Source organism: Anabaena sp. PCC 7108 (assembly GCF_000332135.1).
GTDB lineage: Bacteria > Cyanobacteriota > Cyanobacteriia > Cyanobacteriales > Nostocaceae > Anabaena.
Map to the genome: position 1 here is coordinate 3,429,144 of NZ_KB235896.1, position 25,082 is coordinate 3,454,225.

The window sequence follows — 25,082 nt, forward strand, 5'->3', positions numbered from 1 at the left end:
CTACAATTTCAAACCAGTATTTTCCTAAAGTTTTTATTGCTGCAATTAAAGATGTAAAAATTCTTGGTTTAATAATGAACGAATTTGTACTAGTCTCCTTTGTACTAATGATAGTTAATCATTCATTTCCTAAATATAGTTATTTACATTTGTACAATTAACTCTAAATTAGAGTCTAATAGTAATCCCTCTCTAGGCAGAAAAATCAGAGATGCTAAGAAATTGGCAACGTCACAATAAATTTGGCTCCTTGCCCTGGAGTATTTTGTGCTTTAATACTACCATGATGTCGTTCAGTAATTTTCCGACAGATAGCTAAACCGATGCCAGTGCCTTCATATTCAGTGAGACTATGCAGACGTTGAAAAACATGAAAAATCCGGTCAAGATATGCTTCGGGCAGACCAATACCATTATCTTCAACAATGATTTGAAAATATCTAATCTTGTGTTCAAAATCATCTAAATCATTGTTTAATAATTGACTAAATATTCTAACCACAGGAGGTTGATTTTGACGATGAAATTTCAGGGCATTACCAATAAGATTTTGCAATAATTGCCGCATCTGTAAAGGATCAGCTTGAATAATGGGTAAGTATCCTATTTCCACTCGTCCACCAGTTTGCTGAATACGTACTTCTAAATCAGATAGTACTTCTTGAGCGATTTCTGATAAATTCACCGATACAAAAGGTTTTGCCTTAGTAGTTACCCGTGAAAGTGTCAATAAGTCATCAATCAAAGTTTGCATTCTCAGGGCAGCTTTTTGCATACGTTCCAGATAATCATATCCCTGAGTACTTAATGAGTCTCTACAGGTAACTTTCAAGAGATCACCAAATGTTCTAATTTTTCGTAGTGGTTCTTGTAAATCATGGGAGGCAATAAAAGCAAATTGCTGTAATTCTTCATTAGAACGGATAAGTTCTTGCCGTTGATGAGTTTCTTGTTCTAAGATCAGACTCTGTGCTAAAGCAATACCAATTTGATCGGCAAGTTGTCGCAAAAGTTCAATTTCCCAGTCAGTCCATTCACGAGTATGCAAACACTGGTGGGCAACCAGCAACCCCCAAAGTTGATTTTTTTGGAAAATTGGCACTACAAGATTCGCTTTAACAGCAAATTGTTGGAGAAATTCAACGTGGCAAAGTTGAATCTGTGCCGTTTCGATGTTACTAATTGCACTAATTTGCCCTTGGCAATATTTTTGGTAAACGTAATCTTCTGCAAAACAAGAGTCAGTAATTGTTTGTCCCATGACAACTGGTAAACCAGGAATTACAGCTTCTTTCACAGCTAAAAAAGAACGATTACTATGCAGTTTTAAGATTAATACTCGATCTGCTTGCAGTAACTTTTGTACTTCGGTAACACTAGTTTCCAGAATTTCGTCAATTTGTAAAGACTGACGAATTTTTAAGGTGATATTAGCGAATAATTGTGTTAATGTTGCTTGCTGTAAACAGCGCAGATTTTGCTGTTGTAATTCTGCTTCATCTTGTTTACGCTTGCTAATATCCATATCTACCACACACATTTGCACTGGTACTCCAGATGAGTCTCGCCAAATTACACCTTTGCTAACTAGCCAGCAAATACTATCATCGGCTAAAACAATTCGATATTCAATTTCAAATTCTCTTCCATCTTTAATAGCCTGTTGATGAACGCGCTTTAAAAAATCACGATCTTGTGTATGAACACAGTTCAGAATCGCCTCATAGGTGTGATTACAACTGTCTTTCTCTAAACTAAAAATAGCTTCCAAATTAATCGCGCTAGTAATTTGGTGGTTGTGGATATCAAGAGTCCAGATGCTCATTTGAGCAGCATCCAACGCCATCTTGAGTTTTGCTTCCCACTGATGTTTTTGCTCAGTTTGTGCTGGTAATTCCTTAGTCATTATCGTTTTTTAATGACGTTGAGGTAATCTCTTGAATAGAAGCTTTTTCAGCTTCTAGGATAACCAATTCTCCATCACCAATCAGCATTTCTGCTGCTTTTAAGGACTGGTCTTCAGCGGTATATACTGCTGGTAAATATACTTGAAATTCTGTACCTTTATTTAGGCTACTTGATACCGTGATAAAACCCTCATGACCTTTAATAATACCTATTACTGTTGATAACCCTAATCCTGTACCTTTGCCAGCTTCTTTAGTCGTAAAAAAAGGTTCAAAGATTCTATCTAATATTTTACTAGAAATACCCAAGCCTGTGTCAATCACTTTGATGACAATGTAATAACTAACTTTTGCATCTAAATGCACTTTAGCAGAAGTCTCGTCAATCCAAAGATTCCCAGCCACTATTGTTAAACTACCGCCATTGGGCATAGCATCACGAGCGTTTAAACATAAATTAATCAATACTTGATATAATTGGGTAATGTCACCACAAACTGGTAATAAATTTGGCTGAATTTCCGTATGAACTGTAATTGATTTGGGAAATGTTTGTTCAACAATCTGTTCTATTTCTGAAATCAAATATTTAACTTGAATTACTGTCCGTTCACCTTCAATTCCTCTGGCAAAGGATAAAACTTGATTAACTAAATTAGCACCTCGGTTAGCATTATTCTCTATGATCGATATAATCTGTTGAACTTGCGGATCATAGTATTTAGTTTTTAGCAAATATGCAGACATTAAAATCGGCGACAATACATTATTTAAATCATGAGCAATGCCACTAGCTAGAGTACCAATACTATCCATACGTTGGGCGCGTAAAAATTGCTGTTCTAATTGTTTTTTCTGGGTAATATCTGTGTCAACAATCAAGATAGATTTAGCTTGATTATGCTCATCATGTACTAAAGTCCAGCGACTTTCTACAATTATTTCTGTGTCAAATTTTGTGATTTTATTTAACTCACCTTGCCAAGCACCAGACATCAATACTGTTTGATAAATTTCCTGTTGTTGTGCCACAGGTTCATCAACCCAGATTTCTCTAGCATTCTGATCTATAACTTCTTCAGTTTTCCATCCATATAATTTTTCTGCACTTTTGTTCCAGAGTAAAATTTTGTTGTTTAAATTTATGACAATAATCGCATCTGTAGTAATATTCAGTAATGCAGCTTGTTCGCGCAGCTTTTGTTCTACTTGTTTACGGGCTGATATATCTTCAAAAATATACAAACGCCCAAAATATTTATGATTATGATCCTGAATTTGGGTAGAGAAACGCCGAATAATTCGCCCATCATTAAAGCCAATTTCATCTTCAACAACACAAAAGTTGTTTTCATCTTGTAGAGGTTGGCATGATGCTGCAAAGGAAGGAATATCTATGATTAATTGGCAACAATCAGGAATAATATCTTGATTTTTTAATTTGCCGATTGTCATAGCATTTTTAAGATGTTCAATTTTCCAAATTTCACAGAACCGATCATTAAAATAAAGGATATCATCAGTCCGATTATCAACAACATAAAATCCTAGTGGTGAAACACTATTCATGGAGCGCAAAAGTGCTTCTTGCCAACGTAATTCATTTTCTGCCTGCTTGCGTTCAGTGATGTCTTCTACTATGTATGCAAATTGTTGACGATTGCCATGATTGTTCGCAATAGCCGAAACCGTGGCTGATAAACAAATTAGTCCTTGAGGAGTTTCATGGGAATATTCAAATCTCACAGGTGATTGGGTAAGCTCTGCTTGTCGATAGTGATGCATCCAATACTTTAAATTTCTGTTTTCTGCGCCCAGTTCTCGCGCTAGACGATTTTGCATTGCTTCTGGTGTGAGTCCCAAAAATTTGGCAGTGATAGGATTATCAGAAATATGCAGGATATCATTATCTACCAATTCCACAATTCCCATCATCATGGGCGCACTCTCGAAGAAACTGTGTAAGGTAGATTCACTTTGTGACAGTGCTTCTTGTGCCTGTTTATATTCCCGATTGATGCTGGCTAATTCTGTTAAATTTTGCCGCATTTCTAATTGTTTGACAATAAGACGACTAATAGATTCCAGTGCTGCTAACTGTTTAGCACTGATTTGATGTGGTACTTGATCTACTACACATAGAGTCCCGATTATCTCTCCTTTTGCTACTATTAACGGTATGCCCACATAAAATCTCACATATGGTGCTGAGGTAACTATATCTGCTGTGGCAAAGCGTTCATCTGTTAAGGTATCAGGAATAATCAAAATGTCGCCTTGCTGGAGGCAAATTGGACAAAAACCACTGTCTATTGGCATTTCTGGGATATCTAATCCCACCTTGGCTTTGAACCACTGACGGTTGGCATCAATGAGATTAATTAGCGCAATTGGTGTATCACAAATCTGGGCGGCTAACGATGCTAAATCGTCAAAAGTTTCCTCTGGTTCTGTATCAAGAATGTCGTACTGTCGTAGAGCCTCAAGCCTCGCTGCTTCATTATTAGACACTGGTAATCTCATGAAAATTTTCCTAGTATTACTGAATGACAACGTGTGATCGTGTTACTCTCGGTCTTCTAAGTTAATCAAGCAGGGAAGGTGAAGGCTTGTAATTGCTGACTTTTAAGTTTTAACAAGCAAAGTAAAATCAGGAAGCTCGATTTGTAGGTTGTTTTTTAGGCGCAGAGTGCAGGCCACGTTAGCCATATGTTTCAGTAATAGATACACAAAGATCAAATACGATTCCCATGGTAGTCCTTGATTTATACTTATTTTCTATAAATTAAACTGGCAAATTATCAAAACTTGATTATGAAAACCCCACTTGTTGTTCCTGTTAAAACTAGAAGCGAAGATAGCTTTGGTATTACCTTGGCTCCCTTGTCTGTTGAGGAAATCTATACTAAAGCTGATGACCCAGCTAATGGTGCTGTGGTGATTATGAGTGGGATGGTTCGTAATCAAACTGATGGCCAACCTGTAATTGCTTTAGAGTATCAGGCTTATGATCCTATGGCATTACAAGTATTTTATCAAGTTGCAGCTGATATTCGCTACCAATGGACTGATGTGAAGCGGGTTGTGATATATCATCGTGTTGGACGGTTGCAAATTGGGGAAATCAGTATTTTGGTGGCTGTAGGGTGTCCCCACCGAGGTGAGGCTTTTGCTGCTTGTCAGTATGCGATTGACACTATTAAACACAATGCTCCAATTTGGAAGAAAGAACATTGGCAAGATGGTTCTAGTAGTTGGGTGAGTATTGGTGCTTGCGAAGTCACGGAAGCTAATTGTTAGGGAACTCTTCACCGGAATTTCGCAATTAAATTTAACTAAATAATTGTAAATTGATAGATGATTATCTTTGCAATTATTTACATAAATATCAGTTAACTATTGCAGTTTGTAACTATTTTGCATATTCATTCGGAATAGTCCTTTAGACTAATTGACGATGGGAAAATCAAAATATCAAAATAGTTGGATCAAGGCAATGGACTCTGTAAATTTATTTTGTCATGAATTTGTAGTTGCTGTTTCCTCTGTAGCCTGTATTATTGGACTGCTTTTACTGTGGGATGATCATAAGCAACAGAAAGATGAAGCCCAAGAAACAGAAGAAATTCTGTTAAGAATGAGCTTTGCTTACTGGCTGGTTTACTGTGTGGCTTTTGGAATCGAAAAAACAGTTTTACCAAACTGGGAAAGTTTAACAATGGCTGTGAAAATTACCACAGCTTTATCATATTTTTTAACTTTTTCTTGTATTCTCAGTTTGCCATTACATAAATTTGCAGTGCATGAAGTTGAGGAATAATCAGAAGCTAAGGGGGGAGAATTTTGGCTCTTCCCTGTGTTAATCGTACTATTTATTAATTTTCATAGCGATCGCAATTGCTATTTCCAATTGTTCCAGTTCCAAAGTCGTGAGAACAAACACTTCTTGTACCGTCTTACCCTGCCGTGCAATGACTTTATAACCCCCGCGAATGGGTACAGACACACGCAACTGCATTTTTGGACAATGACCTCTGGCTCGTCCAATGACTGCCGGCGTTACAGTGTGAATGCCGTCTTGTTGACATAGACGTTCTAAAATTGGGATTAGACCAGAAATGTGGGTGGAGTGATTCCAGACTAGTCTACCATCCGTGGGTTTGCCCATGATAATTATGCTGCTTCCAGGGGAGCCATAGTCAAACCAGCCCGTCGCAGCTGTTGGTGGTATAGTTCCGCTTGTTCCTGAGGACCTACCCAAACGATCGCTTGTCCTTCATAATGTATCTGATTTGTCAGATCCCAAGCGCGATCGCTCGACATTCCCGGAATATACTTGAGCAAACACTCAGCCACATGGGGAAATGTATTGAAATCGTCATTCAATACAATCACTTTATAATTTGGATAAGTTTTGCGAGTAACTTGATTAACCCGATCAGGTGTTACTGTTGGCGCTGTAGCCATGCCATAAACAGCTGTTAGTCTTTTAAGCATAAAACAATAATTGAAAAGGACAAGGGGACACAGGGACGCGAAGAGATCCCATAAAAGACAACCAGAAAATTCCAAGTTGAGCAGGGTTGCTCTCTGCGTCTTTTTAGTCAAAAAAGAGGTTTGACAAACCCACACTACAAAAACTAGTTTAATCCATTGTCAGCGGTGATTGGGAATTGGGAATTGGGGATTGGGGATTGGTGATTGGTGATTGGGGATTGGGGATTGGTGATTGGGGATTGGTGATTGGGGATTGGTGATTGGGGATTGGTGATTGGTGATTGGTGATTGGTGATTGGTCATTGGGAATAGGTAATTAAGTTATTCTTGATTTTCCCCGCGTCTCAGCGTCTTCCCATCTCAGCGTCTTCCCATCTCAGCGTCTTCCCATCTCCGCGTCTTCCCATCTCAGCGTCTTCCCATCTCAGCGTCTTCCCATCTCCGCGTCTTCCCATCTCCGCATCTTCCCATCTCCGCGTCCCCCCATCTCCGCGTCTTCCCATCTCCGCATCTTCCCATCTCCGCATCTTCCCATCTCAGCGTCTTCCCATCTCAGCGTCTTCCCATCTCCGCGTCTCCGCGTCTTCCCCAATGATAAATATTTAACCAGACAGGATATTACCGCCAATCATCCCAATTTTGGTTAAAAATGGAAGTATCAGGAAAAGCCGTGGGATTACCATTTTGCTCCAACAGACGTTTGAGAACTTGTAATTGCGGTTCCTGTTTAGGTAAATCATCAACTAATTGGTAAGGTGCGATTCCCTGTTTAAGAGCAAAAGCAGCCACAGTTCCCGCAGCCGCACCAGAAGACCACTCAAAAGAATGTACCCGATAAGCAGCAGCAGCTATGTGACTAGTAGCAATACTTTTACCGCCTACTAATAAATTATCAATTTTTTGGGGAATCATCGCCCGCAGAGCAATTTGGAAAGGATAAGCTTGTCCCGCACCACGTCTTTCTCCTGCACGTTCTGTATTACCCGGTGTTTCTGGGGGACTTTTTGTCATGCAAGGATGAAAATCAATAGCGTAGTGACCGATACCTACAGCATCCGGGAAAATTGTCGAACGACTGCGCCGCATCGCTTTATCAGGAGAAACTTCACCCCTAATTACAGAAGTAGCCTCTAACCCAGCCAGTGTCGCTTTTAACTGGCGATACATATCTGCTGGCAAAGTTTTACGGTAATATTCGTCATTATAATTGCGGCGAGAAATATCAACTTCCCAAATCCCAAAACCTTCTGGTTGTCCCCAACTGGGACGGCCAATAATGCGTCTTCCTTCCCGCATATAGGGATATTTCGATAAACCATGTACTGTCCCCATAGGGGAATTTACACCCGTTAACAACCGATTGTTTAGTTGCGGTTTTTTTACACTCTCACCTAATTGAGAATCCGTAGTTCCCGCATATAACCAATAAAAATAGGAAAGAGCATTTTCTTCACCTTTGCGGAAAGTTTCGGTTCTTAATCCCCCCATCCAACCCCCAGGCTGTAACTGGCCACTGGCTTGCAACTGTTGACGAGTGTAGATGAGATTATCATTAGCAGTTCCTGGACGGTAGTCATTACCCCAAGTCCAGTTTTGCATAGAGATGTCTCCTGGGGTAGGGACGGTAAAATTAATACCACCAAATTTCATTTGTTTTCCTTGTTGAGGACTCCAAATGCGACGATAGGTAAACACTAAATCAAAATTCGCCAGTCGTGCTAATTCATAACTAAAATATGGTGCATATTGTGAGTAAAATGGGGGCATTGCTTGCTGTTGCGGTTCCTTAGTCGCCTCCATTGCAAAGGTGTAGGTAAAACCTTGAGTACAATAAGGATCATTAGTGGTGCTAGAAGAGGAAGGTTCTAGGTATGAAAGTGCATCAATACCCAAGCGATAAGGAACATCTGCTAAAGCAATAATTTCCCCAGTTTCACTGGTATCAACAACGTACCATTTCAAACCATTGTTTTTAGATTGTTTGGGGACAAAGCGAATAATAGCTTTACTCAACCGAGATGAGTTTTCGTAGCGATAAGCATCTTCAATAGTTTGAGATAAAGGAAAAGTGTTGAGAGGTGGTGCGCCTTTTGCTGGTTGATGTTGAATAGCTGTGGCGTTGTTAATAATTTTACCATCAGTACTAATTCCTAATTCTTTAATTACGGTATTGGGAAACCATTGCAACTTTCCTTTACCCTGCTTTTCTGCATCTTTGAGCATTTGGGTGAGAATGTTGTGAGCATCACGAGGAAGAAAGCAGGCCTCACTTACCCAGCAGTCACCAGGGTTAAGTTGACCATATTTGCGTTGAATACGGTTTCGTAATTCCAAATACCCGCGAGAATAGAATTGTTTAGCGCGTTGAGTTGGTCTTTCATCTAACGCAGATGTACCTTGAGAGGAGATTTGTCCACCCAACCAGTCAGTAATTTCCGTTAAGCAAACTGTCCGCCCTGCAAGTAACCCCTCATAAGCAGTCGCTACACCGGATAGTCCACCACCAACAACGAGAATTTCACAGTTGACGGTTTTATCTGGGTTTCTGGGTGGGGTAGCGGTGACGGAATAGGGGGTGAGAAAGGTGGTAAGTAAACTGAGACTGATGATTGATTTCTGAAAGCTTTTTTTGTATGTGCGCTTCATGTTTCATGCACTCCGTATACTATTGCGTCAACTTGTAGACGGTAGCATCTAGGAAATGTTCTTTACAAGGTTGGGCTGAGAAACAAAACAGAAACGATTTGGCTTTTTGGCTATCAGAAACGCTAGAATTATGGGAAATCATGGACAAGCTTGACTGTATACCCAAGTGCTGAGTGCTGAGTGATGAGTAATGAGTGCTGAGTTCTGAGTGGTGAGTGCTGAGTTCTGAGTGGTGAGTGCTGAGTGCTGAGTCCTGAGTGCTGAGTGCTGAGTGGTGAGTCCTGAGTGCTGAGTGCTGAGTGCTGAGTCCTGAGTTCTTAGTCCTGAGTGCTGAGTGCTGAGTCCTGAGTTCTTAGTCCTGAGTGCTGAGTTCTTAGTCCTGAGTTCTTAGTAAAAATTATATTTTTTGTCTTGAGCGGATATTTAAAAAGTCTAAATTTACACTTTTATCTCCTTCCTAGTACTGTTTACTGATCATGGACATTATTGAAATTCTCAAAGCCGACTATCAAAGATTTCCAGTTAATCAAACTTACAGCATTTACGCTGCTGATGTTTATTTTCAAGATCCGGTTTTTAAATTTCGTGGTTTGGAACTCTATAAATGGATGATTAAATTCATTCAGACTTTTTTCTTAAATCTGAAAATGGATTTGCATAACATCCAACGCCAAGAAGATACCATCAAAAGCGAATGGACACTGAGTTGGAATTCTCCCCTACCCTGGAAGCCACGCATTTCTATATCTGGTTGGAGTGAATTACTCTCCAACACTGACGGTTTGATAGTTTCCCACATTGATTATTGGCAGTGTTCACGTTTAGATGTACTTAAGCAGCACCTATTTTCCGTAAACAACGGATAATGTAAATAAATGTAAATAAAATTCAGGCGGGACAGAATCATTCATGCGAGTAATTTTAATGACCGGCAAGGGTGGCGTAGGTAAAACCTCAGTAGCCGCAGCCACAGGACTGCGTTGTGCAGAACTCGGCTACCGCACATTAGTTTTAAGTACAGATCCTGCTCACTCCCTAGCAGACAGTTTTGATTTAGAATTGGGACATGATGCCCGACAAGTCCGCCCAAATTTGTGGGGAGCAGAACTTGACGCGCTTCAAGAATTAGAAGGTAACTGGGGTGCGGTGAAGCGTTATATTACTCAAGTGTTACAAGCACGGGGTTTAGACGGGATACAAGCCGAAGAATTAGCCATTTTACCAGGAATGGATGAGATTTTCGGCTTAGTCAGAATGAAACGTCACTATGATGAAGGGGAATTTGACGTTTTAATTATTGATTCTGCTCCTACTGGTACGGCGCTACGTTTGTTGAGTTTACCAGAAGTCGGCGGCTGGTATATGCGGCGCTTCTATAAACCTTTTCAAAACATCTCGGTAGCACTTAGACCTCTAGTTGAACCTATTTTTAGACCAATTGCGGGTTTTTCGTTACCAAATAAAGAAGTAATGGATGCTCCTTATGAGTTTTATGAACAAATAGAAGCTCTAGAAAAAGTATTGACTGATAATACTCAAACCTCAGTCCGTCTTGTCACCAACCCAGAAAAAATGGTGATTAAGGAATCTCTCCGCGCTCATGCTTATTTAAGTTTGTATAATGTGGCGACCGATTTAATTATTGCTAATCGGATTATTCCTAAAGAAGTTGAAGATCCTTTCTTTCAACGTTGGAAAGAAAATCAAGAACAATATCGCCAAGAAATTCATGAAAACTTTCATCCCTTACCTGTGAAGGAAGTACCTCTTTATTCTGAGGAAATGTGTGGTTTAGCAGCATTAGAAAGACTCAAGGAAACTCTCTATCAAGATGAAGATCCTACTCAGGTTTATTACAAAGAAACAACGATCAGAGTTGTGCAAGATAATAACCAATATAGCTTGGAACTTTATTTACCTGGCATTCCCAAAGACCAAGTTCAACTAAGTAAAAGTGGCGACGAATTAAATATTACAATTGGTAATCATCGTCGTAACTTAGTATTACCACAGGCTTTAGCTGCACTCCAACCATCAGGAGCAAAAATGGAAAATGATTATCTAAAAATTCGCTTTGCTGACATTGTGAAGGTTTAGGTGATAGTAATAAAAGTCTTGTGGTATCTAGGTTTTATCAATATCTATGGTTGACCTAGGGGATAGAGTTGGTGTCCTAACAACATTGACAGTTATTATCACAATTCTAGATGAGGTGGGGTTACACAGATAAAGCTCATCTACTTAGGCTCTTTAGGTGTATCTTCATAGAGAAACGATATAATTCCTGAATCCTGTTCAATAGATATCTATGGAAAAGAATGTAGAGCCGAGAATCCCTACCCATGGAAAGTCTCGACAAGGTTAATTTTCTGTTCCGATCAAGATTCAAGGATTATGTTATCCTGTTACTTAATCCTAAAAATCTTGATCGTTGCCTGTCTGCTGGTGATAAATTTGCGGTAATAAGTTTAACAATTAATAATTGTAATTTCTATGATTTGACCGTAATCTCACTGAAGACAAAGACATAAATAAAATCTAAAAATGCTATTAAGCTGAATCGCTTATGATAGTAGGAGAAGAATCTATGTTATCCAAAAAACCGTATCCATCCCTCCGTTGCACCTGAGGAAAAGTATGGAAAAAGAAAATTTATTACGTCGGATTACAAATCGAATTAGACCATTCTTAGAATTAGAAGACATTATCACAGTGGTGACGGCGGAAGTTCGATCTTTACTGGAAACTGACCGAGTCATGATTTACAAATTTCATGCTGATGATAGTGGTCAGGTTATAGCAGAATCTATTTATGAAAATCGCTTACCGTCTTTATTGGGGTTGAATTTCCCTGCTGATGATATTCCATTACAATCTCGTGAAATGTTTATTAAATCGCGGGTGCGTTCTGTAGTTAATGTTGATGCTAGGGAAATTGGCCAAAGCCCTCAGCATAATCTGGAAACTGGAGCAATTATCTCTGAGGATATTCTTTACCGAGCATTAGACCCCTGTCATGTAGAATATTTGACAGCTATGGGGGTTAAGTCTTCTGTAGTTGCACCGATTATCTATCAAGATGCACTTTGGGGCTTATTAGTATCTCATCATTCTCAAGCCCGTGATCTGGCAGAATATGAATTAGAAGCGATACAGATAGTAGTAGAGCAGTTACCCATAGCGATCGCTCAAAGTAATCTTCTCACCCAAGCCCGTGCCAAAGCTGAACAAGAAGCTATTCTTAACACTATTGGGACTTTACTCCATTCACTACCCACGATAGTTTTACAACCACCTTTAGAAAGCGCAGTTAACGCTTTTAACGGAGTTGGAGGCAGATTATGTATTAGACACAATGCCTTTGACTCCGAAAATAGTAGTTTCAAAAGCTTATCAGAATGTTTAATCCCTGGTAGCGATTGTTTTCAGCTTTATACCTGTGGAGAACAACCTATAATTCCAGCACCAAGTAAATATCCCCTACTAGAGCAGTATAGTGTCTGGCAGGAACATTATCAATCTGGTGAATATGAAGTTTGGGCAATTTCCGACATCTATGAAAATCCGAATTTAAGAAATATACAAGTTGCTTTTAAACCAACTAAAATTCGCAGTATCTTGATGATTCCCCTTCACTATCATCAACAATTAGTAGGCTATTTAAGTATTTTTCGTAATGAACTAGATACAGAAACCCTTTGGGCAGGAAAATTTGATCCAGATAGTAGACAAATTTACCCCCGACTATCTTTTGAAATCTGGCAGGAATCTAAAAAAGCACAACCTCAAAAATGGACAGAAGAGGAAATTACTTTAGCTACAGAAATTAGTAACCACTTTGCTTCATCCATTCAGCAGTATGAACTTTACCAACAGGTACAAACATTTAATGAAAACTTAGAAAAAAAAGTCCATCAGCGGACATTAGAATTGAAAAAGACAGCAGAACAACAACAAGCAGTATTTGGAGTTATTAACAAGATTCGTGAGTCACTAGAAATTGACACTATTTTTCAAACTACCACTAAAGAAGTTTGCCAATTAATCAAAGCTGATCGAGTTTCTGTCTATAAGTTTAATGCCGATTGGGGTGGGCAATTTGTTGGTGATTTTGAAGCTGCTAGTCTTAAATGGTCAAATGATACTAAATTGGGAATTAACACAATTTGGAATGATACTTATTTACAAGAGACCCAGGGAGGACGCTACCGAAATCATGAAACTTTTGCTGTAAATGATATCTATAAAATGGGTTTTACTCCCTGTCATGTTGATAACTTAGAGCAGTTTCAAATTCATGCTTTTGTGTTGGCTCCTATTTTTATTGGTAAAAAACTTTGGGGTTTACTTTGCACTTATCAACACTCCAGTCCCAGACAATGGCAGGAGACGGAAGTTAGCTTTATTAGTCAGATTGCCTCCCAATTAGGGGTAGCGATTCAACAAGCTGAATTATTAGTGAAAACTCAACATCAAGCTGAACAACTAACCCAAACTCTACATGAATTACAATCAACTCAAACCCAACTAATTCAAACAGAAAAAATGTCTTCTTTGGGGCAACTTGTAGCAGGTGTTGCCCATGAAATTAATAATCCAGTTAACTTTATTTCTGGCAACCTTGTTCATCTTAATGAATATGCTGAAGATTTACTCAGTATGCTCAATCTCTATCAGCAGGAATTTCCAGAACCTAGTGTAGAGATTTTAGAAAGAGCAGAAGAACTAGATTTAGATTTTTTGACAGAAGATTTACCAAAAACTCTATCTTCGATGAAAATTGGAGTTGACAGAATTCGGCAAATTGTCTTATCTTTACGGAATTTTTCACGCCTTGATGAGTCAGAAATGAAAGAAGTGAATATCCATGATGGTATTGATAGCACTTTGCTGATTTTACAACATCGCTTAAAAGCTAAACCTGAAAGTCCGGGCATTCAAATAATAAAAGAATACGGTAATTTACCGTTAGTAGAGTGTTATGCTGGACAACTAAATCAAGTATTTATGAATGTTTTAAGTAATGCAATTGATGCCCTAGAAAGTTATAAAACATTTAAATCGGAAAATTCTGAGCCAGGGAAAATTACTATTTGTACTTCCATAGGAGAAATAAATGAGAAAGTACAAAGTGCAGTAATTCATATTAGTGATAATGGAAAAGGAATCCCAGAAGCTGAATTGGCAAGAATATTTGACCCATTTTTTACTACTAAGCCAGTGGGTAAAGGTACTGGCTTAGGTTTGTCAATTAGTTATCAGATTGTAGTAGAAAAACACGGCGGTATATTCAAATGTGATTCACAAACAAATGTGGGTACAAAATTCTGGATTGAAATTCCCATTTTCCACACAACCTAATAATTTAGATTTGGGATTTTAAACCCCATCCAAGTTGAAACCTATAGTTTTTTGATAAATTGATGTAACCTAATTGAGAGGCAACACTTGTTGGTTAAGGAAATGTAGGTTGGGTTGAGCGACAGCGAAACCCAACAAAATCCTTGATAATGTTGGGTTTCGTTCCTCAACCCAACCTACCATATAATGACTTTTGAGCCTTAACCGACCAGTATTGAATTGAGAGGGGAGATTATGTAAGAGGAAAGCTCAATCATTACAGACCTTAACATAATTATCGTTAGCATCTGGCACCCATCTACAAGATAAATCGCGCTTGATCATATCCCACAATGCAGCATCCGCCTCTTGCATCCGTTGCCTTTTCTGCTCATTTTCTTTTCGGACTAGGACATCATAGGCTTTATTATCAGCTGATGATAAAGTTGCTTTCCACGCTCTATACTCCTCTCCCGGAGTACGTGAGATCACGGGGTCAATTCTGGCATACCATTGTTCATGTGTTTCATTACTTCTCTTATTTAAAATGCGTTGAAGTATTCGGTTGCCAGGTTTTGTTGGGGCTACACTTCCATTATAATTATTAACTAGAGGTTGAGAACTGGTTGAATTATTACTATCGCGAATAGCATTCTGAAACTCTAGGTCAAGGTCTTGTGGAGTTTGAGTAGTTCCTTTGGGACTAATGCCAAATCCGCTCCCAAGAAAATCAGCAATAGGCTGATGTTGGAGATCGCGTTTGGCTTTCTGGATAATCTCGTAAACCTCTCGTTCTTCAGGAGAAAGACTATTCACATATTCCTGCTCCTTCTGGTTTACTAAGTCTGTAGATTGAGAGGGGCGTTGGGAGGGTGTCCTAGGTATCCTACGCGACCTTCTCACCTTACGCCTTGTCGGGATGATATCTTTGATGTCAAAAGCAAGAAGGGATTCACCTCTGGCAACCGATGTTGCAGAAGATTGCCCTAGAGCTGGAAAAGGACTTATCAGTAGAGCACTCATCAAAACTAAGCTAATCATATTTCTACTGTAAGGTAGCTCAATAGAACGACACAGAGTATTGCTAAAGTGAGTTTGCATATATGAATGGATTAAGCTAAATACACACTGAAGATTGTAGCATAGCAGCAGACAAAGCTGATATTGGCACGTTGATCTCAGCATCTCTGAGTACAAGGTACACGTTTGGCGAACGCTATAGCACGGGTATACCCCTAGCAAGTAGGGGCTTATGCCCGAATTTACCAAAATGATAAATTTTCTAACTCTGTCATTACCTGGCTAAATTTATTTACAGGAATTTCTTTTGTAGAAGCCAAGTTAAACTTTGCTATCGCTCCTCTAAGAGGCTGTTTGAAAAGTTTTCCGTAATGAGTTTTAATAATAGTAGAGGCAGAGCCTCTGTGATAGCATTCCCAGTTTGAAACTGGGAACGAGTTAACGCAAAATTCAAAATTGACGGATTTTTAATTTCTCAATTGCACAGGCATAGCTAAATAGGTCATTTTTAAACCGCCCAAAGGTGTAAAAATTACTGGAGTGAGACTTTGATTTAAATGCATTTGAATTTCTGAAGATGGCAACTCTTTCAAGCCTTCCATTAAATATTTAACATTAAAGGCAATATCTATATCTTCACCAGATATTTGTGCCGGCATTGACTCTGTACCACTACCTACATCTTGCGCTTCACAAGATAAAGTAATTTCTTGATTGGCATTATCAATGCTGACTTTGACAATATTATTTTTCTGATCTGCTAACACAGCAATTCGCTCTAAAGTGCTGATAAATTGTCGCCGTTCAATGGTAACTTGGCGCTCAAATTGGCGAGGAATTAATTGCCGATATGCGGGATATTGTCCTTCTAAAGTTCGGCTGGTTAATCGTTGATTTTGCCAAGCAAAAACTATTTGACCTTGATCAAAATATAAGGCTACAGTTTCTTCTGAAGAACTATGAGCTAACATCCGTTGTAGTTCCCGTAATGCTCTCGCTGGGACTGTTACCTCAAGTTGACTGCTACCCTCAAGCGGACGCTCATTAGTTGTTTCTAGCACAGCTAAACGATGTCCGTCTGTCGCTGCAAATTCTAAGGTGTCTTGTTTAACTGTTAAATGCACACCTGTGAGGACTTGTTTGGTTTCATCCGCACTAGTAGCAAATAATGAACCTCTTAGTCCTTCAATTAAAGCAGCTGTGGTGAGGTGAATTGCTTCAGAATTTTCAATTATGGGTAATTCGGGAAATTCTTCTGCTCCCATAGCGCGGACTTGATACTTGCCGCTTTTGGGTTTGAGAGTGACAATGATACCTTCTCCGGTGTTGTCCCCTGATTGATCATCTAAGGTGATTTCGCCTTCTGGTAGACGTGAGGTAATATCTACAAGTAATTTAGCAGGAAGTGCGATCGCTCCCCCTTCTATGACTTCCGCACTAAAACTGGTTCGGATACCCAAGCTGAGATCAAAGGCTGTTAAGCTGACTTGGTTAGTTTGAGCGTCCGCTTGCAGCAGTACGTTAGCAAGTACGGGATGAGTTGGCCTTGATGGTACTGCACGACTGACGAGTGATAGATTGGTACTGAGATCGCTTTGAGCGCAAACTAATTTCATAAATCTGAGATACAGCTGGTGAAGGATAATGGTAACAAATTTTGTAACAAGAGATAGACTCCCGGCTTCTCGAAGAAGTTGAATATCTGGGAATTTTTTGCATCTTTGCGGAAACTACTTTAAATTAAACACCTTAAAGCAACTTATCCAAAAGAATGCGATTCTCTAAAGCCAAAATATCTTTAAGTGCTAATGCAATTCGATATCCTATAGATAGTAATCTAAATTTTTTGACATATCCGATGGTAGCTTTTCCCATTCTGATTGAGGAATTTGACTACTCACATCATCAATGAAATTTAAAAAAGATTGGGATGCTAAGTTATCGGTAAAATCTCCAGTTTTATTTTCGGAAACTCTTTGCTTAAACCGATTGTTAATGAACAGTAAAAAATTTAATACTTCTTGGATTAAAAAGTCAGGGGTTTGAGAAATTTCTTTGATAAGTTCTTCTTTTACTGTCATGACTTCACCTCTTTTATTTCATTATTCATATCATCTTGAGATACTACAATAATTCTATAACCTAAAGCACATACATAACCGTAAAATTTTAAGCTTGTAAATAAATATACCAGGATTCTTTGTTATTCAATCAAATCAAATGAAAATAACTCTTGCGCCTCTGCGCCTCTGCGTGAGACAAAAAAATGTGGTTCATTTACCCGAAAATCGCTGTAATCAGAAATTCATCATACTCAGGATAGGAAAATCTGAAACGTTTATTTAACAAGGCTGGGAATATTAGGAATTACGAATTATTTTAATCCAAGTTTCACAGGTGGGACGAGATAACTGCTAATTGCCACAATAGAAGAAAGAGCAAGCAATCATTTAACTTTAAACTGTAATTAATCTGGTCTACACCAAGTAGCCAATATCCTACCACTCAGGGACTAACACGGAGACTAAACTACACATGAAGACAAATAATCACAACCTAACACCCAAAAATATGGATACCAAGTTTTTATTCCAAACATTGGGAACCAAACGAAGAGAGTTGATGTTAACTGGTTTAGCAGTTATCCTTCTTGGTGGCTGTTCCCGTCTGAATAGCAAAACTTTAGAAACCCAACAAAACATTCCTCAAGGTCAGAATATCCCCATAGCAGCTCCTCCTGCCATGATCTCCTCCTCTGGAGATCCTAACTTCATAGTTAAAGTAGTACAAAATGTGGGCGGTGCTGTGGTTCGCATTGATTCTACCCGAACCATCACATCTCAAGCACCGGAAGCATTTGGTGATCCATTTTTCCCGTTTTTTAGCGATAGAGTTCCACAAACAAGAAAAAGAGTAGAAAGAGGTAGCGGATCTGGATTTATAATTAATTCCTCTGGGCAAATTTTAACTAATGCCCACGTAGTAGATGGTACTGATAGAGTAACAGTTACACTCAAAGATGGACGCACTTTTAACGGTAATGTTTTGGGTGAAGATCCAGTAACGGATGTAGCGATGATTCAAATTGATGCTAATAATCTACCAACCTTAGCTCTCGGTAATTCCGATATTTTACAACCCGGAGAACCTGTGATTGCAATTGGTAATCCTTTGGGTTTAAATAATACTGTAACTTCGGGAATTATCAGTGCTACAGGCCGTTCTGGTAGTGAAATTGGCGTTAGTGATAAGCGTGTAGATTATTTACAAACAGATGCAGCTATTAACCCTGGTAATTCCGGCGGACCTTTATTGAATGCTCGTGGTGAGGTAATAGGAATGAATACAGCTATTATCCAAGGCGCTCAAGGTTTAGGATTTGCTATTCCTATTAATACAGTCCAGAAAATTTCTCAGCAATTAGTTACTAAAGGTAGAGCAGAACATCCATATTTGGGTGTTGAAATGGTAACGTTGACACCTGAAATTAAGGAAAGAATTACTAGAAGATTTGGCGCTCGTGTGAAAATCCCAGATCAAGGAATTTTATTATCTAGAATTGTTGCTAATTCCCCAGCCGCAGTTGGTGGACTCAAACCTGGGGATGTAATTAAAAGCATTAATAACCAACCTGTTAATAAGGTAGAAGAAGTACAAAAGCTAGTAGAAAATAGTACAATTGGTGACTCTCTCCAAATCCAAATAGAGCGAAATGGACAACCTACTCAAGTAACGGTTAAACCTGCACCTTTGCCCATTAGGAATGAAAGTTAATTGCAGATATTTATCAAATCAACATTAAAGCCCAATTTACAGGAGTTTATTTCATGACTGAATTAGCGCCAATTATCCAATTAGGTAATCCGATATTACGGCAAAAAGCAGTTGACATTGAAAATATTCAAGATCAAGATATTCAAAAGCTAATCGACAATTTAATCGCTACTGTTGACCTAGCTAATGGTGTAGGAATTGCGGCTCCCCAAATAGCAGCATCTTATCGTTTATTTATTGTTGCTTCCCGTCCTAATGCTCGGTATCCATCTGCACCAGAAATGGAACCAACAGCGATGATTAATCCTCAAATTATTTCTCACTCAACTGAAGTTCTCAAAGGTTGGGAAGGTTGTTTAAGTGTTCCGGGAATTAGGGGTTTAGTTCCTAGATATCAAAAAATTGAAATTGAATATACAGATAGAAATGGGAATTTACAAAAGCAAGAATTAACCGATTTTGTGGCGCGAATTTTTCAACATGAATATGATCATCTGGAAGGAAAAGTATTTTTAGATAGGGTAGAATCTACCTATGAATTAATGACTGAAGCAGAATATCAACAGCGGGTAGTTAACAATATTGACAGCAGCATTCAGCAGTAAAATCCTCTTGGATAAGGAGAAATTAGGGTGGGTTAGCGACAGCTTAACCCATTATTATTTTAAGTTTACTATGCAGCTTTCGTAGTTTTTAGATATGTCTAAAGGAGACGGATTATAAATTCCAGCCTTAAGACGAATGTAAGGATTCAGTTAAATAAGTTATGTTATGTCCGCCTAATCACTTATCAAAAAAATTCTCCGCGTCCCCGCGTCTCCCTGTCTCCGCGTCAGTCTAAATGATAAGTATTCAACTGGACATGATATTACTTGTCAGTTCCCAGTTTTGACTCAAATAAATCCTAAATATTTTGAGAGGCGGTACGCAATCAATATTCCCAGTATACCGCCAATCATACTGAACAAAATTGAGGCAACCGATAATAAACCTCCACCCCATAAAAGCGGAATGTAACTACCAATGGTAGAACCAGCAAACATTCCAATCCCGATAAGTAATTTATTCAAGCTTATATACTTCCAGTGATTACAGCTTTAGAGTACAGGATTTTACAAAAAATTTAACGGGAGTCTGAAAATGCTGAAATTTTTTTGTGCTGTGAAAGCTTATTCTGATTTTTAGCCCCTTTGAATATGAATTATGAAAAAGCTGATTAATCAACCCGAAGACTTTGTTAGAGAAAGTCTAGAAGGAATGGCTGTGGCTCATGGTGATTTAATTAAGGTAAATTATGAGCCAACTTTTGTCTATCGTGCCGATGCACCTATTCAGGGTAAGGTAGCAATTATTTCTGGGGGCGGAAGTGGTCACGAACCCATGCACGCTGGCTTTGTTGGTGATGGAATGCTTGATGCTGCTTGTCCTGGTGAAGTTTTCACCTCACCCACACCTGACCAAATGTTAGCCGCAGCGCAGCAGGTAGATGGTGGTGCTGGTATTCTTTATATCGTCAAAAATTATAGTGGCGATTTGATGAATTTTGAAATGGCGACGGAATTAGCCAGAAGTGAAGGCATCCGCACCCTAAATATTATCATTGATGATGATGTGGCAGTCAAAGATAGTTTGTATACCCAAGGCAGAAGAGGTGTAGGAACAACAGTGCTGGCGGAAAAAATTTGTGGTGCAGCCGCAAAACAAGGTTATGATTTGCAGCAAGTAGCTTCTTTGTGTAGAAAGGTAAATTTGCATGGACGGAGTGTAGGAGTTGCCCTCAGTTCTTGTACAGTGCCGATGAAGGGTACACCGACTTTTGCTTTGGGAGATGATGAAATAGAATTAGGAATTGGGATTCATGGGGAACCTGGGAGAGAGAGAGTTACCATGAAATCAGCGGATGAGATTACAGAGATTTTAGTGCGATCGCTCACGGATGATACCGCCTATAGTCGCACAGTGCGGGAGTGGAATGAAAGAAAAGCAGAATGGCTGGATGTAGAACTGTTAAATAAACCCCTGCAAAAAGGCGATCGCATTCTAGCATTTGTTAACAGTATGGGTGGGACTCCCGTTTCTGAACTTTATCTTGTCTATCGCAAACTAGCAGAAATCTGTGAGCAGGAAGGACTACAAATTGTGCGAAACTTAATTGGCCCCTACATCACATCTTTGGAAATGCAAGGCTGCTCAATTACCCTGCTAAAGTTAGATGATGAGATGCTGCGGTTATGGGATGCACCAGTAAAAACGCCAAGTTTACGCTGGGGAATGTGAGATGATTACTCAGGTGCAAATTGTCGAATGGTTACAGGTTTACGCTTCTGTCATTGAGCATCATAAAGAAGATTTGACAGAATTAGATGCGGCCATAGGTGATGGTGATCACGGTATCAATATGGATCGCGGTTTTAAAAAAATCAGCAGTCAGTTAGGGAGTTTTACAGGTAAAGACATCAGCAGCATTTTCAAAGCTGTCAGCATGACCTTAATTTCCAGTATTGGTGGTGCGAGTGGACCCCTCTATGGAACTTGGTTTTTAAGGGCTAGTTCCGCAACGGATGGCAAGCAGGAATTAACAACAGAAGATACTCTGAAAGTACTTCAGGCTGGCTTAGATGGTTTAGTTGAACGTGGTAAAGCGCAGTTAGGAGATAAAACTATGATAGATGTGATGTCTCCGGCTGTAGGTGCTTTTGAGCAAGCTGTCAGCGAGGGTTTGGAGACTGTAGAAGCCTTGCAGAGGGCGGTTACTGCGGCAGAACAAGGGTTAAAGGCAACTATCCCCATGTTAGCTAAAAAAGGCAGGGCAAGTTATTTAGGTGAGCGAAGTTTGGGTCATCAAGATCCTGGAGGTACTTCTGCTTATTGGATGTTGCGGAGTTTATTGGAGGTGGTAGAAGGTTCGAGGGGATGAGGCAGGGGGCAGGGGGCAGGGGGAAAGAAGAGGACATCTGACAACCTAAATACAAGCTAAATAAATGCCGGTTTTGGGATGTTGACAAGGAATAATAGAATGGGTAACTAACTGGCTCAGGTATTACAGTGGTTAGCATTGTTATCGTTTCTCACAGTAAACAATTAGCGCTGGGAGTGCGGGAACTGGCCGCACAGATGGTTCAAGGACAGGTTTCTCTGGCTATTGCAGCGGGAATTGATGATCCAGAAAATCCACTGGGAACAGATGCGATACAGGTTTATGAAGCGATCGCATCTGTATTCAGCGATGATGGTGTTTTAGTGCTGATGGATTTGGGTAGTGCTTTGATGAGCGCAGAAATGGCGCTAGAGTTTCTATCCCCAGAACAGCGAGATCAAGTATATTTGTGTGCCGCACCTCTGGTAGAAGGGGCTGTGGTGGCTGCTGTGGCAGCTGCAGCTGGGAAAGACATACACCAAGTTATCTCTGAAGCACAGGGAGCATTAGTATCAAAAGCCACGCAGTTAGGTTTTATTAGTCGGGCTGGATTTAACCAATCAATAGACGGAAAACCAGCAATGCCCTTATCAGTCAGTAGCCAACCTATCCTCAACGCAGAAATTCCCACGAGAGAAATTAGACTTACAGTTAATAATCGTTTAGGTTTACACGCTCGTCCTGCGGCTCAATTTGTAGGCACTGCATCCCGGTTTAAATCGCAAATTAGAGTCCAAAATTTAACTAGAAATACGGAAGCAGTTCGGGGTGACAGTATAAATCAGGTCGCAACTTTGGGAGTGCGTCAAGGACATGAATTGCTGATTACTGCTACTGGTATTGATGCCCAAGAAGTGCTGACAGCGTTACAAGCTTTAATTATCAACAACTTTGGCGAAGATAATACCATTGTCGAATTACCACTCGCTGTACCGCAAGAAGAGACACCGCCTCAGCAAGGGGAAATTATCGGTATTGCGGCTTCTCCAGGAATTGCGATCGCACCAATAGTTCATTATCAATCTGCCACTATTGCAATTACCGAATATCACATAGAAAATGTAGAAATAGAGTGGCAACGATTACAATCAGCTATGCAAATAGCTAAACAGGAAATTCAAACTTTGCTCTCCCACGCCTCTATTCAAATTGGAGACGCAGACGCAGCTATTTTTGATGCCCATTTGTTATTTTTAGCAGATCCTGTATTACTAGAAGCCGTCAAAAAGAGTATTTTTGAAAAACGCCTCAATGCAGAAGCAGCTTGGCAAGCTGTAGTAGATGAGGTAGCAAATTCCTACCGCAGACTTGAAGATGCTTATTTGCAAGAACGAGTAGATGATGTTGTGGATGTGGGACGGAGGGTGTTAAGAATATTACTGGGAAACTCACCCTCTGACTTAGATTTGACAGAACCATCAATTATCATTGCCAGCGATTTAACTCCTTCAGATACCGCCAAGCTTGATCCCACCAAGGTTTTGGGTATTTGTATGACTTCGGGTAGTGCTACTTCCCATACGGCAATTATCGCCCGGACATTGGGGATTCCTGCGGTTTTGGGTATCGATGCTCAGGTGTTAAACTTGGAAAGTGGTACTTTGATCGCACTGGATGGGGAAACTGGCAGGGCTTGGATCGCACCAAAAGCGGCTACCTTGGCTAGATTAGAAACCAAGCAGCAAGTATGGCGAACAGCCCAAGAAGAAGCACGAAGAAAGGCGCACCAGCCAGCCATTACCCGTGATGGGCGACAAATTCAGGTTTTTGCAAATATTGGTAGTCTTGCAGATGTTCAAATAGCAGTCGCTAATGGTGCAGACGGAGTGGGATTACTACGCACTGAATTTTTGTATCTTGATCGCACAAGTGCGCCTGGAGAAGAGGAACAATTAGCAGTTTATCAAGCGATCGCTCAAGTTCTCGAAAATCGACCTTTAATTATTCGCACTTTAGATGTAGGTGGAGATAAACCACTCCCTTATCTAAATACAGGAGTTGCAGAAGCTAATCCCTTTTTAGGGGTGCGGGGAATTCGTTTCTGTTTAGCAAATCCGCAGTTATTGAAAACTCAATTACGAGCAATTTTACGTGCCAGTACCGGCAATATGATCAAAGTCATGTGGCCGATGATTGTCACTTTAACAGAAGTCAGAGCCGCAAAGGCAATTTTGACTGAGGTACAAAGGGAACTGCGGGAAGCGGGTATAGCTTTTGATGAGAAAATGGAAGTGGGAATGATGATTGAAACACCCGCAGCCGTCGCTATCGCTGATCAATTAGCGAGGGAAGTTGATTTCTTCAGTATTGGCACAAATGATTTAAGTCAGTATGTCATGGCAGGCGATCGCACTAATCCTAGAGTAGCAACTTTAGCCGATGCCATGCACCCCGCTGTTTTGCGAATGATTCAGCAAACAGTACAAGCTGCCCATGAGGAAAGTATTTGGGTAGGATTATGTGGAGAAGTCGCAGCAGACATTTTCGTAGCACCCATTTTATTAGGTTTAGGTTTGGATGAATTGAGTGTCAATCCCCAAGCTATAGCCCCACTCAAACAGGCAATCTCACATTTAACTATAACTGAAGCCCAAGCGATCGCATCTGTAGCATTACAACAAGATTCCGCAACCAGCGTCAGAGAGTTAGTTTATCCAATTGGCTAATATAGTAAATGACAGGTGAGAGTGTGAAAATTCTTTTGGTGTTTTAGCATAACATTTTCGGGATTTTGTTATGTTGTACTGTCGCTTAACTCAACTTATAAATATCTAGAATTTACGCACTATGGCAATTGGGAGCATCCCAAATGTGTAAGTTTATTTTTTATCTGAGCTTCCAACTGAATACAAAGCATAAAATAAACGAACCGCGAAGACGCGAAGAGCGCGAAGGTAAGGGGTAAAACAGGTTTTTTGGGTTAGTTGCGTATATTTTTGCAAAATTGGGATGCTCCCTGGCAATTTCTATTCTAGTGAGAT

The 25,082-nt window shown here is 39.7% G+C and carries 19 protein-coding genes; 10 read left to right on the forward strand and 9 right to left on the reverse strand.

The window, feature by feature from the left end:
* Positions 1–214 precede the first annotated feature (214 nt).
* Both ANA7108_RS0116225 and ANA7108_RS27490 read right to left on the reverse strand, forming a co-directional pair.
* Positions 215–1,906 carry an ATP-binding protein gene (locus ANA7108_RS0116225; protein WP_016951857.1) on the reverse strand — a complete coding sequence of 564 codons (1,692 nt, stop codon included), beginning with the start codon at positions 1,904–1,906 and terminating at the stop codon, positions 215–217.
* On the reverse strand, positions 1,899–4,430 hold the full coding sequence (locus ANA7108_RS27490) for a PAS domain S-box protein (protein WP_016951858.1): 2,532 nt from the start codon (positions 4,428–4,430) through the stop codon (positions 1,899–1,901). Before ANA7108_RS27490 ends, ANA7108_RS0116225 begins: the two co-directional genes overlap by 8 nt.
* A gap of 291 nt (positions 4,431–4,721) precedes the next feature.
* On the opposite strand from ANA7108_RS27490, the gene ANA7108_RS0116235 reads away from it, so the two are divergent.
* Both ANA7108_RS0116235 and ANA7108_RS0116240 read left to right on the forward strand, forming a co-directional pair.
* Positions 4,722–5,207 (forward strand): molybdenum cofactor biosynthesis protein MoaE, encoded by a 486-nt coding sequence (locus ANA7108_RS0116235; RefSeq protein ID WP_016951859.1) that lies wholly within the window; start codon positions 4,722–4,724, stop codon positions 5,205–5,207.
* A gap of 196 nt (positions 5,208–5,403) precedes the next feature.
* A complete protein-coding gene (locus ANA7108_RS0116240) occupies positions 5,404–5,727 on the forward strand; it encodes a hypothetical protein (RefSeq protein ID WP_026104234.1) in 324 nt (107 codons plus the stop codon).
* Positions 5,728–5,775: 48 nt separating this feature from the next.
* Here ANA7108_RS0116240 and ANA7108_RS0116245 read toward each other — a convergent pair whose 3' ends face one another.
* The 4 genes from ANA7108_RS0116245 to ANA7108_RS0116265 form a co-directional block, all read right to left on the reverse strand.
* On the reverse strand, positions 5,776–6,075 hold the full coding sequence (locus ANA7108_RS0116245; protein ID WP_016951861.1) for a DUF2103 domain-containing protein: 300 nt from the start codon (positions 6,073–6,075) through the stop codon (positions 5,776–5,778).
* 5 nt (positions 6,076–6,080) lie between these two features.
* Positions 6,081–6,404 (reverse strand): ATP-dependent Clp protease adapter ClpS, encoded by a 324-nt coding sequence (gene clpS / locus ANA7108_RS0116250; protein WP_026104235.1) that lies wholly within the window; start codon positions 6,402–6,404, stop codon positions 6,081–6,083.
* Between the two features lie 344 nt (positions 6,405–6,748).
* On the reverse strand, positions 6,749–6,931 hold the full coding sequence (locus ANA7108_RS27495; RefSeq protein WP_016951863.1) for a hypothetical protein: 183 nt from the start codon (positions 6,929–6,931) through the stop codon (positions 6,749–6,751).
* 91 nt (positions 6,932–7,022) lie between these two features.
* Positions 7,023–9,050, reverse strand: coding sequence for an FAD-dependent oxidoreductase (locus ANA7108_RS0116265; RefSeq protein ID WP_016951864.1), 2,028 nt, complete (start codon positions 9,048–9,050; stop codon positions 7,023–7,025).
* Positions 9,051–9,526: 476 nt separating this feature from the next.
* Here ANA7108_RS0116265 and ANA7108_RS0116270 point away from each other — a divergent pair, with 476 nt between their 5' ends.
* The 3 genes from ANA7108_RS0116270 to ANA7108_RS0116280 all read left to right on the forward strand — a co-directional run bounded on the left by ANA7108_RS0116270 (position 9,527) and on the right by ANA7108_RS0116280 (position 14,411).
* Positions 9,527–9,916: a DUF2358 domain-containing protein gene (locus tag ANA7108_RS0116270; protein WP_016951865.1), complete on the forward strand. Its 390-nt coding sequence runs from the start codon at positions 9,527–9,529 to the stop codon at positions 9,914–9,916.
* 43 nt (positions 9,917–9,959) lie between these two features.
* The gene (locus tag ANA7108_RS0116275) at positions 9,960–11,147 is read left to right on the forward strand and encodes a TRC40/GET3/ArsA family transport-energizing ATPase (RefSeq protein WP_016951866.1); all 1,188 of its coding nucleotides are present in this window, start codon (positions 9,960–9,962) and stop codon (positions 11,145–11,147) included.
* A gap of 540 nt (positions 11,148–11,687) precedes the next feature.
* On the forward strand, positions 11,688–14,411 hold the full coding sequence (locus ANA7108_RS0116280) for a GAF domain-containing protein (protein ID WP_016951867.1): 2,724 nt from the start codon (positions 11,688–11,690) through the stop codon (positions 14,409–14,411).
* 249 nt (positions 14,412–14,660) lie between these two features.
* On the opposite strand, the gene ANA7108_RS0116285 is transcribed toward ANA7108_RS0116280, so the two are convergent.
* From ANA7108_RS0116285 to ANA7108_RS0116295, 3 genes are all read right to left on the reverse strand, one after another.
* Positions 14,661–15,206 carry a hypothetical protein gene (locus tag ANA7108_RS0116285; protein WP_144052393.1) on the reverse strand — a complete coding sequence of 182 codons (546 nt, stop codon included), beginning with the start codon at positions 15,204–15,206 and terminating at the stop codon, positions 14,661–14,663.
* Positions 15,207–15,877: 671 nt separating this feature from the next.
* Positions 15,878–17,026 (reverse strand): DNA polymerase III subunit beta, encoded by a 1,149-nt coding sequence (gene dnaN, locus ANA7108_RS0116290; RefSeq protein ID WP_016951869.1) that lies wholly within the window; start codon positions 17,024–17,026, stop codon positions 15,878–15,880.
* A 207-nt stretch (positions 17,027–17,233) separates the two neighbouring features.
* Positions 17,234–17,491: a hypothetical protein gene (locus ANA7108_RS0116295; RefSeq protein ID WP_016951870.1), complete on the reverse strand. Its 258-nt coding sequence runs from the start codon at positions 17,489–17,491 to the stop codon at positions 17,234–17,236.
* A 454-nt stretch (positions 17,492–17,945) separates the two neighbouring features.
* Between ANA7108_RS0116295 and ANA7108_RS0116300 the strand changes: the two genes are divergently transcribed.
* From ANA7108_RS0116300 to ptsP, 5 genes are all read left to right on the forward strand, one after another.
* A complete protein-coding gene (locus tag ANA7108_RS0116300; RefSeq protein ID WP_016951871.1) occupies positions 17,946–19,184 on the forward strand; it encodes an HhoA/HhoB/HtrA family serine endopeptidase in 1,239 nt (412 codons plus the stop codon).
* 53 nt (positions 19,185–19,237) lie between these two features.
* Entirely contained in the window at positions 19,238–19,789 is a 552-nt protein-coding gene (gene def / locus ANA7108_RS0116305) for a peptide deformylase (protein ID WP_016951872.1), read from the forward strand.
* Positions 19,790–20,387: 598 nt separating this feature from the next.
* Complete coding sequence (gene dhaK / locus ANA7108_RS0116310) at positions 20,388–21,461, forward strand: dihydroxyacetone kinase subunit DhaK (RefSeq protein ID WP_016951873.1); 1,074 nt, start codon at positions 20,388–20,390, stop codon at positions 21,459–21,461.
* A gap of 1 nt (position 21,462) precedes the next feature.
* The gene (dhaL, locus tag ANA7108_RS0116315; protein WP_016951874.1) at positions 21,463–22,101 is read left to right on the forward strand and encodes a dihydroxyacetone kinase subunit DhaL; all 639 of its coding nucleotides are present in this window, start codon (positions 21,463–21,465) and stop codon (positions 22,099–22,101) included.
* 128 nt (positions 22,102–22,229) lie between these two features.
* Positions 22,230–24,767, forward strand: a complete 2,538-nt coding sequence (ptsP, locus tag ANA7108_RS0116320; protein ID WP_016951875.1) for a phosphoenolpyruvate--protein phosphotransferase — start codon at positions 22,230–22,232, stop codon at positions 24,765–24,767.
* The last annotated feature ends 315 nt before the right edge of the window (positions 24,768–25,082 follow it).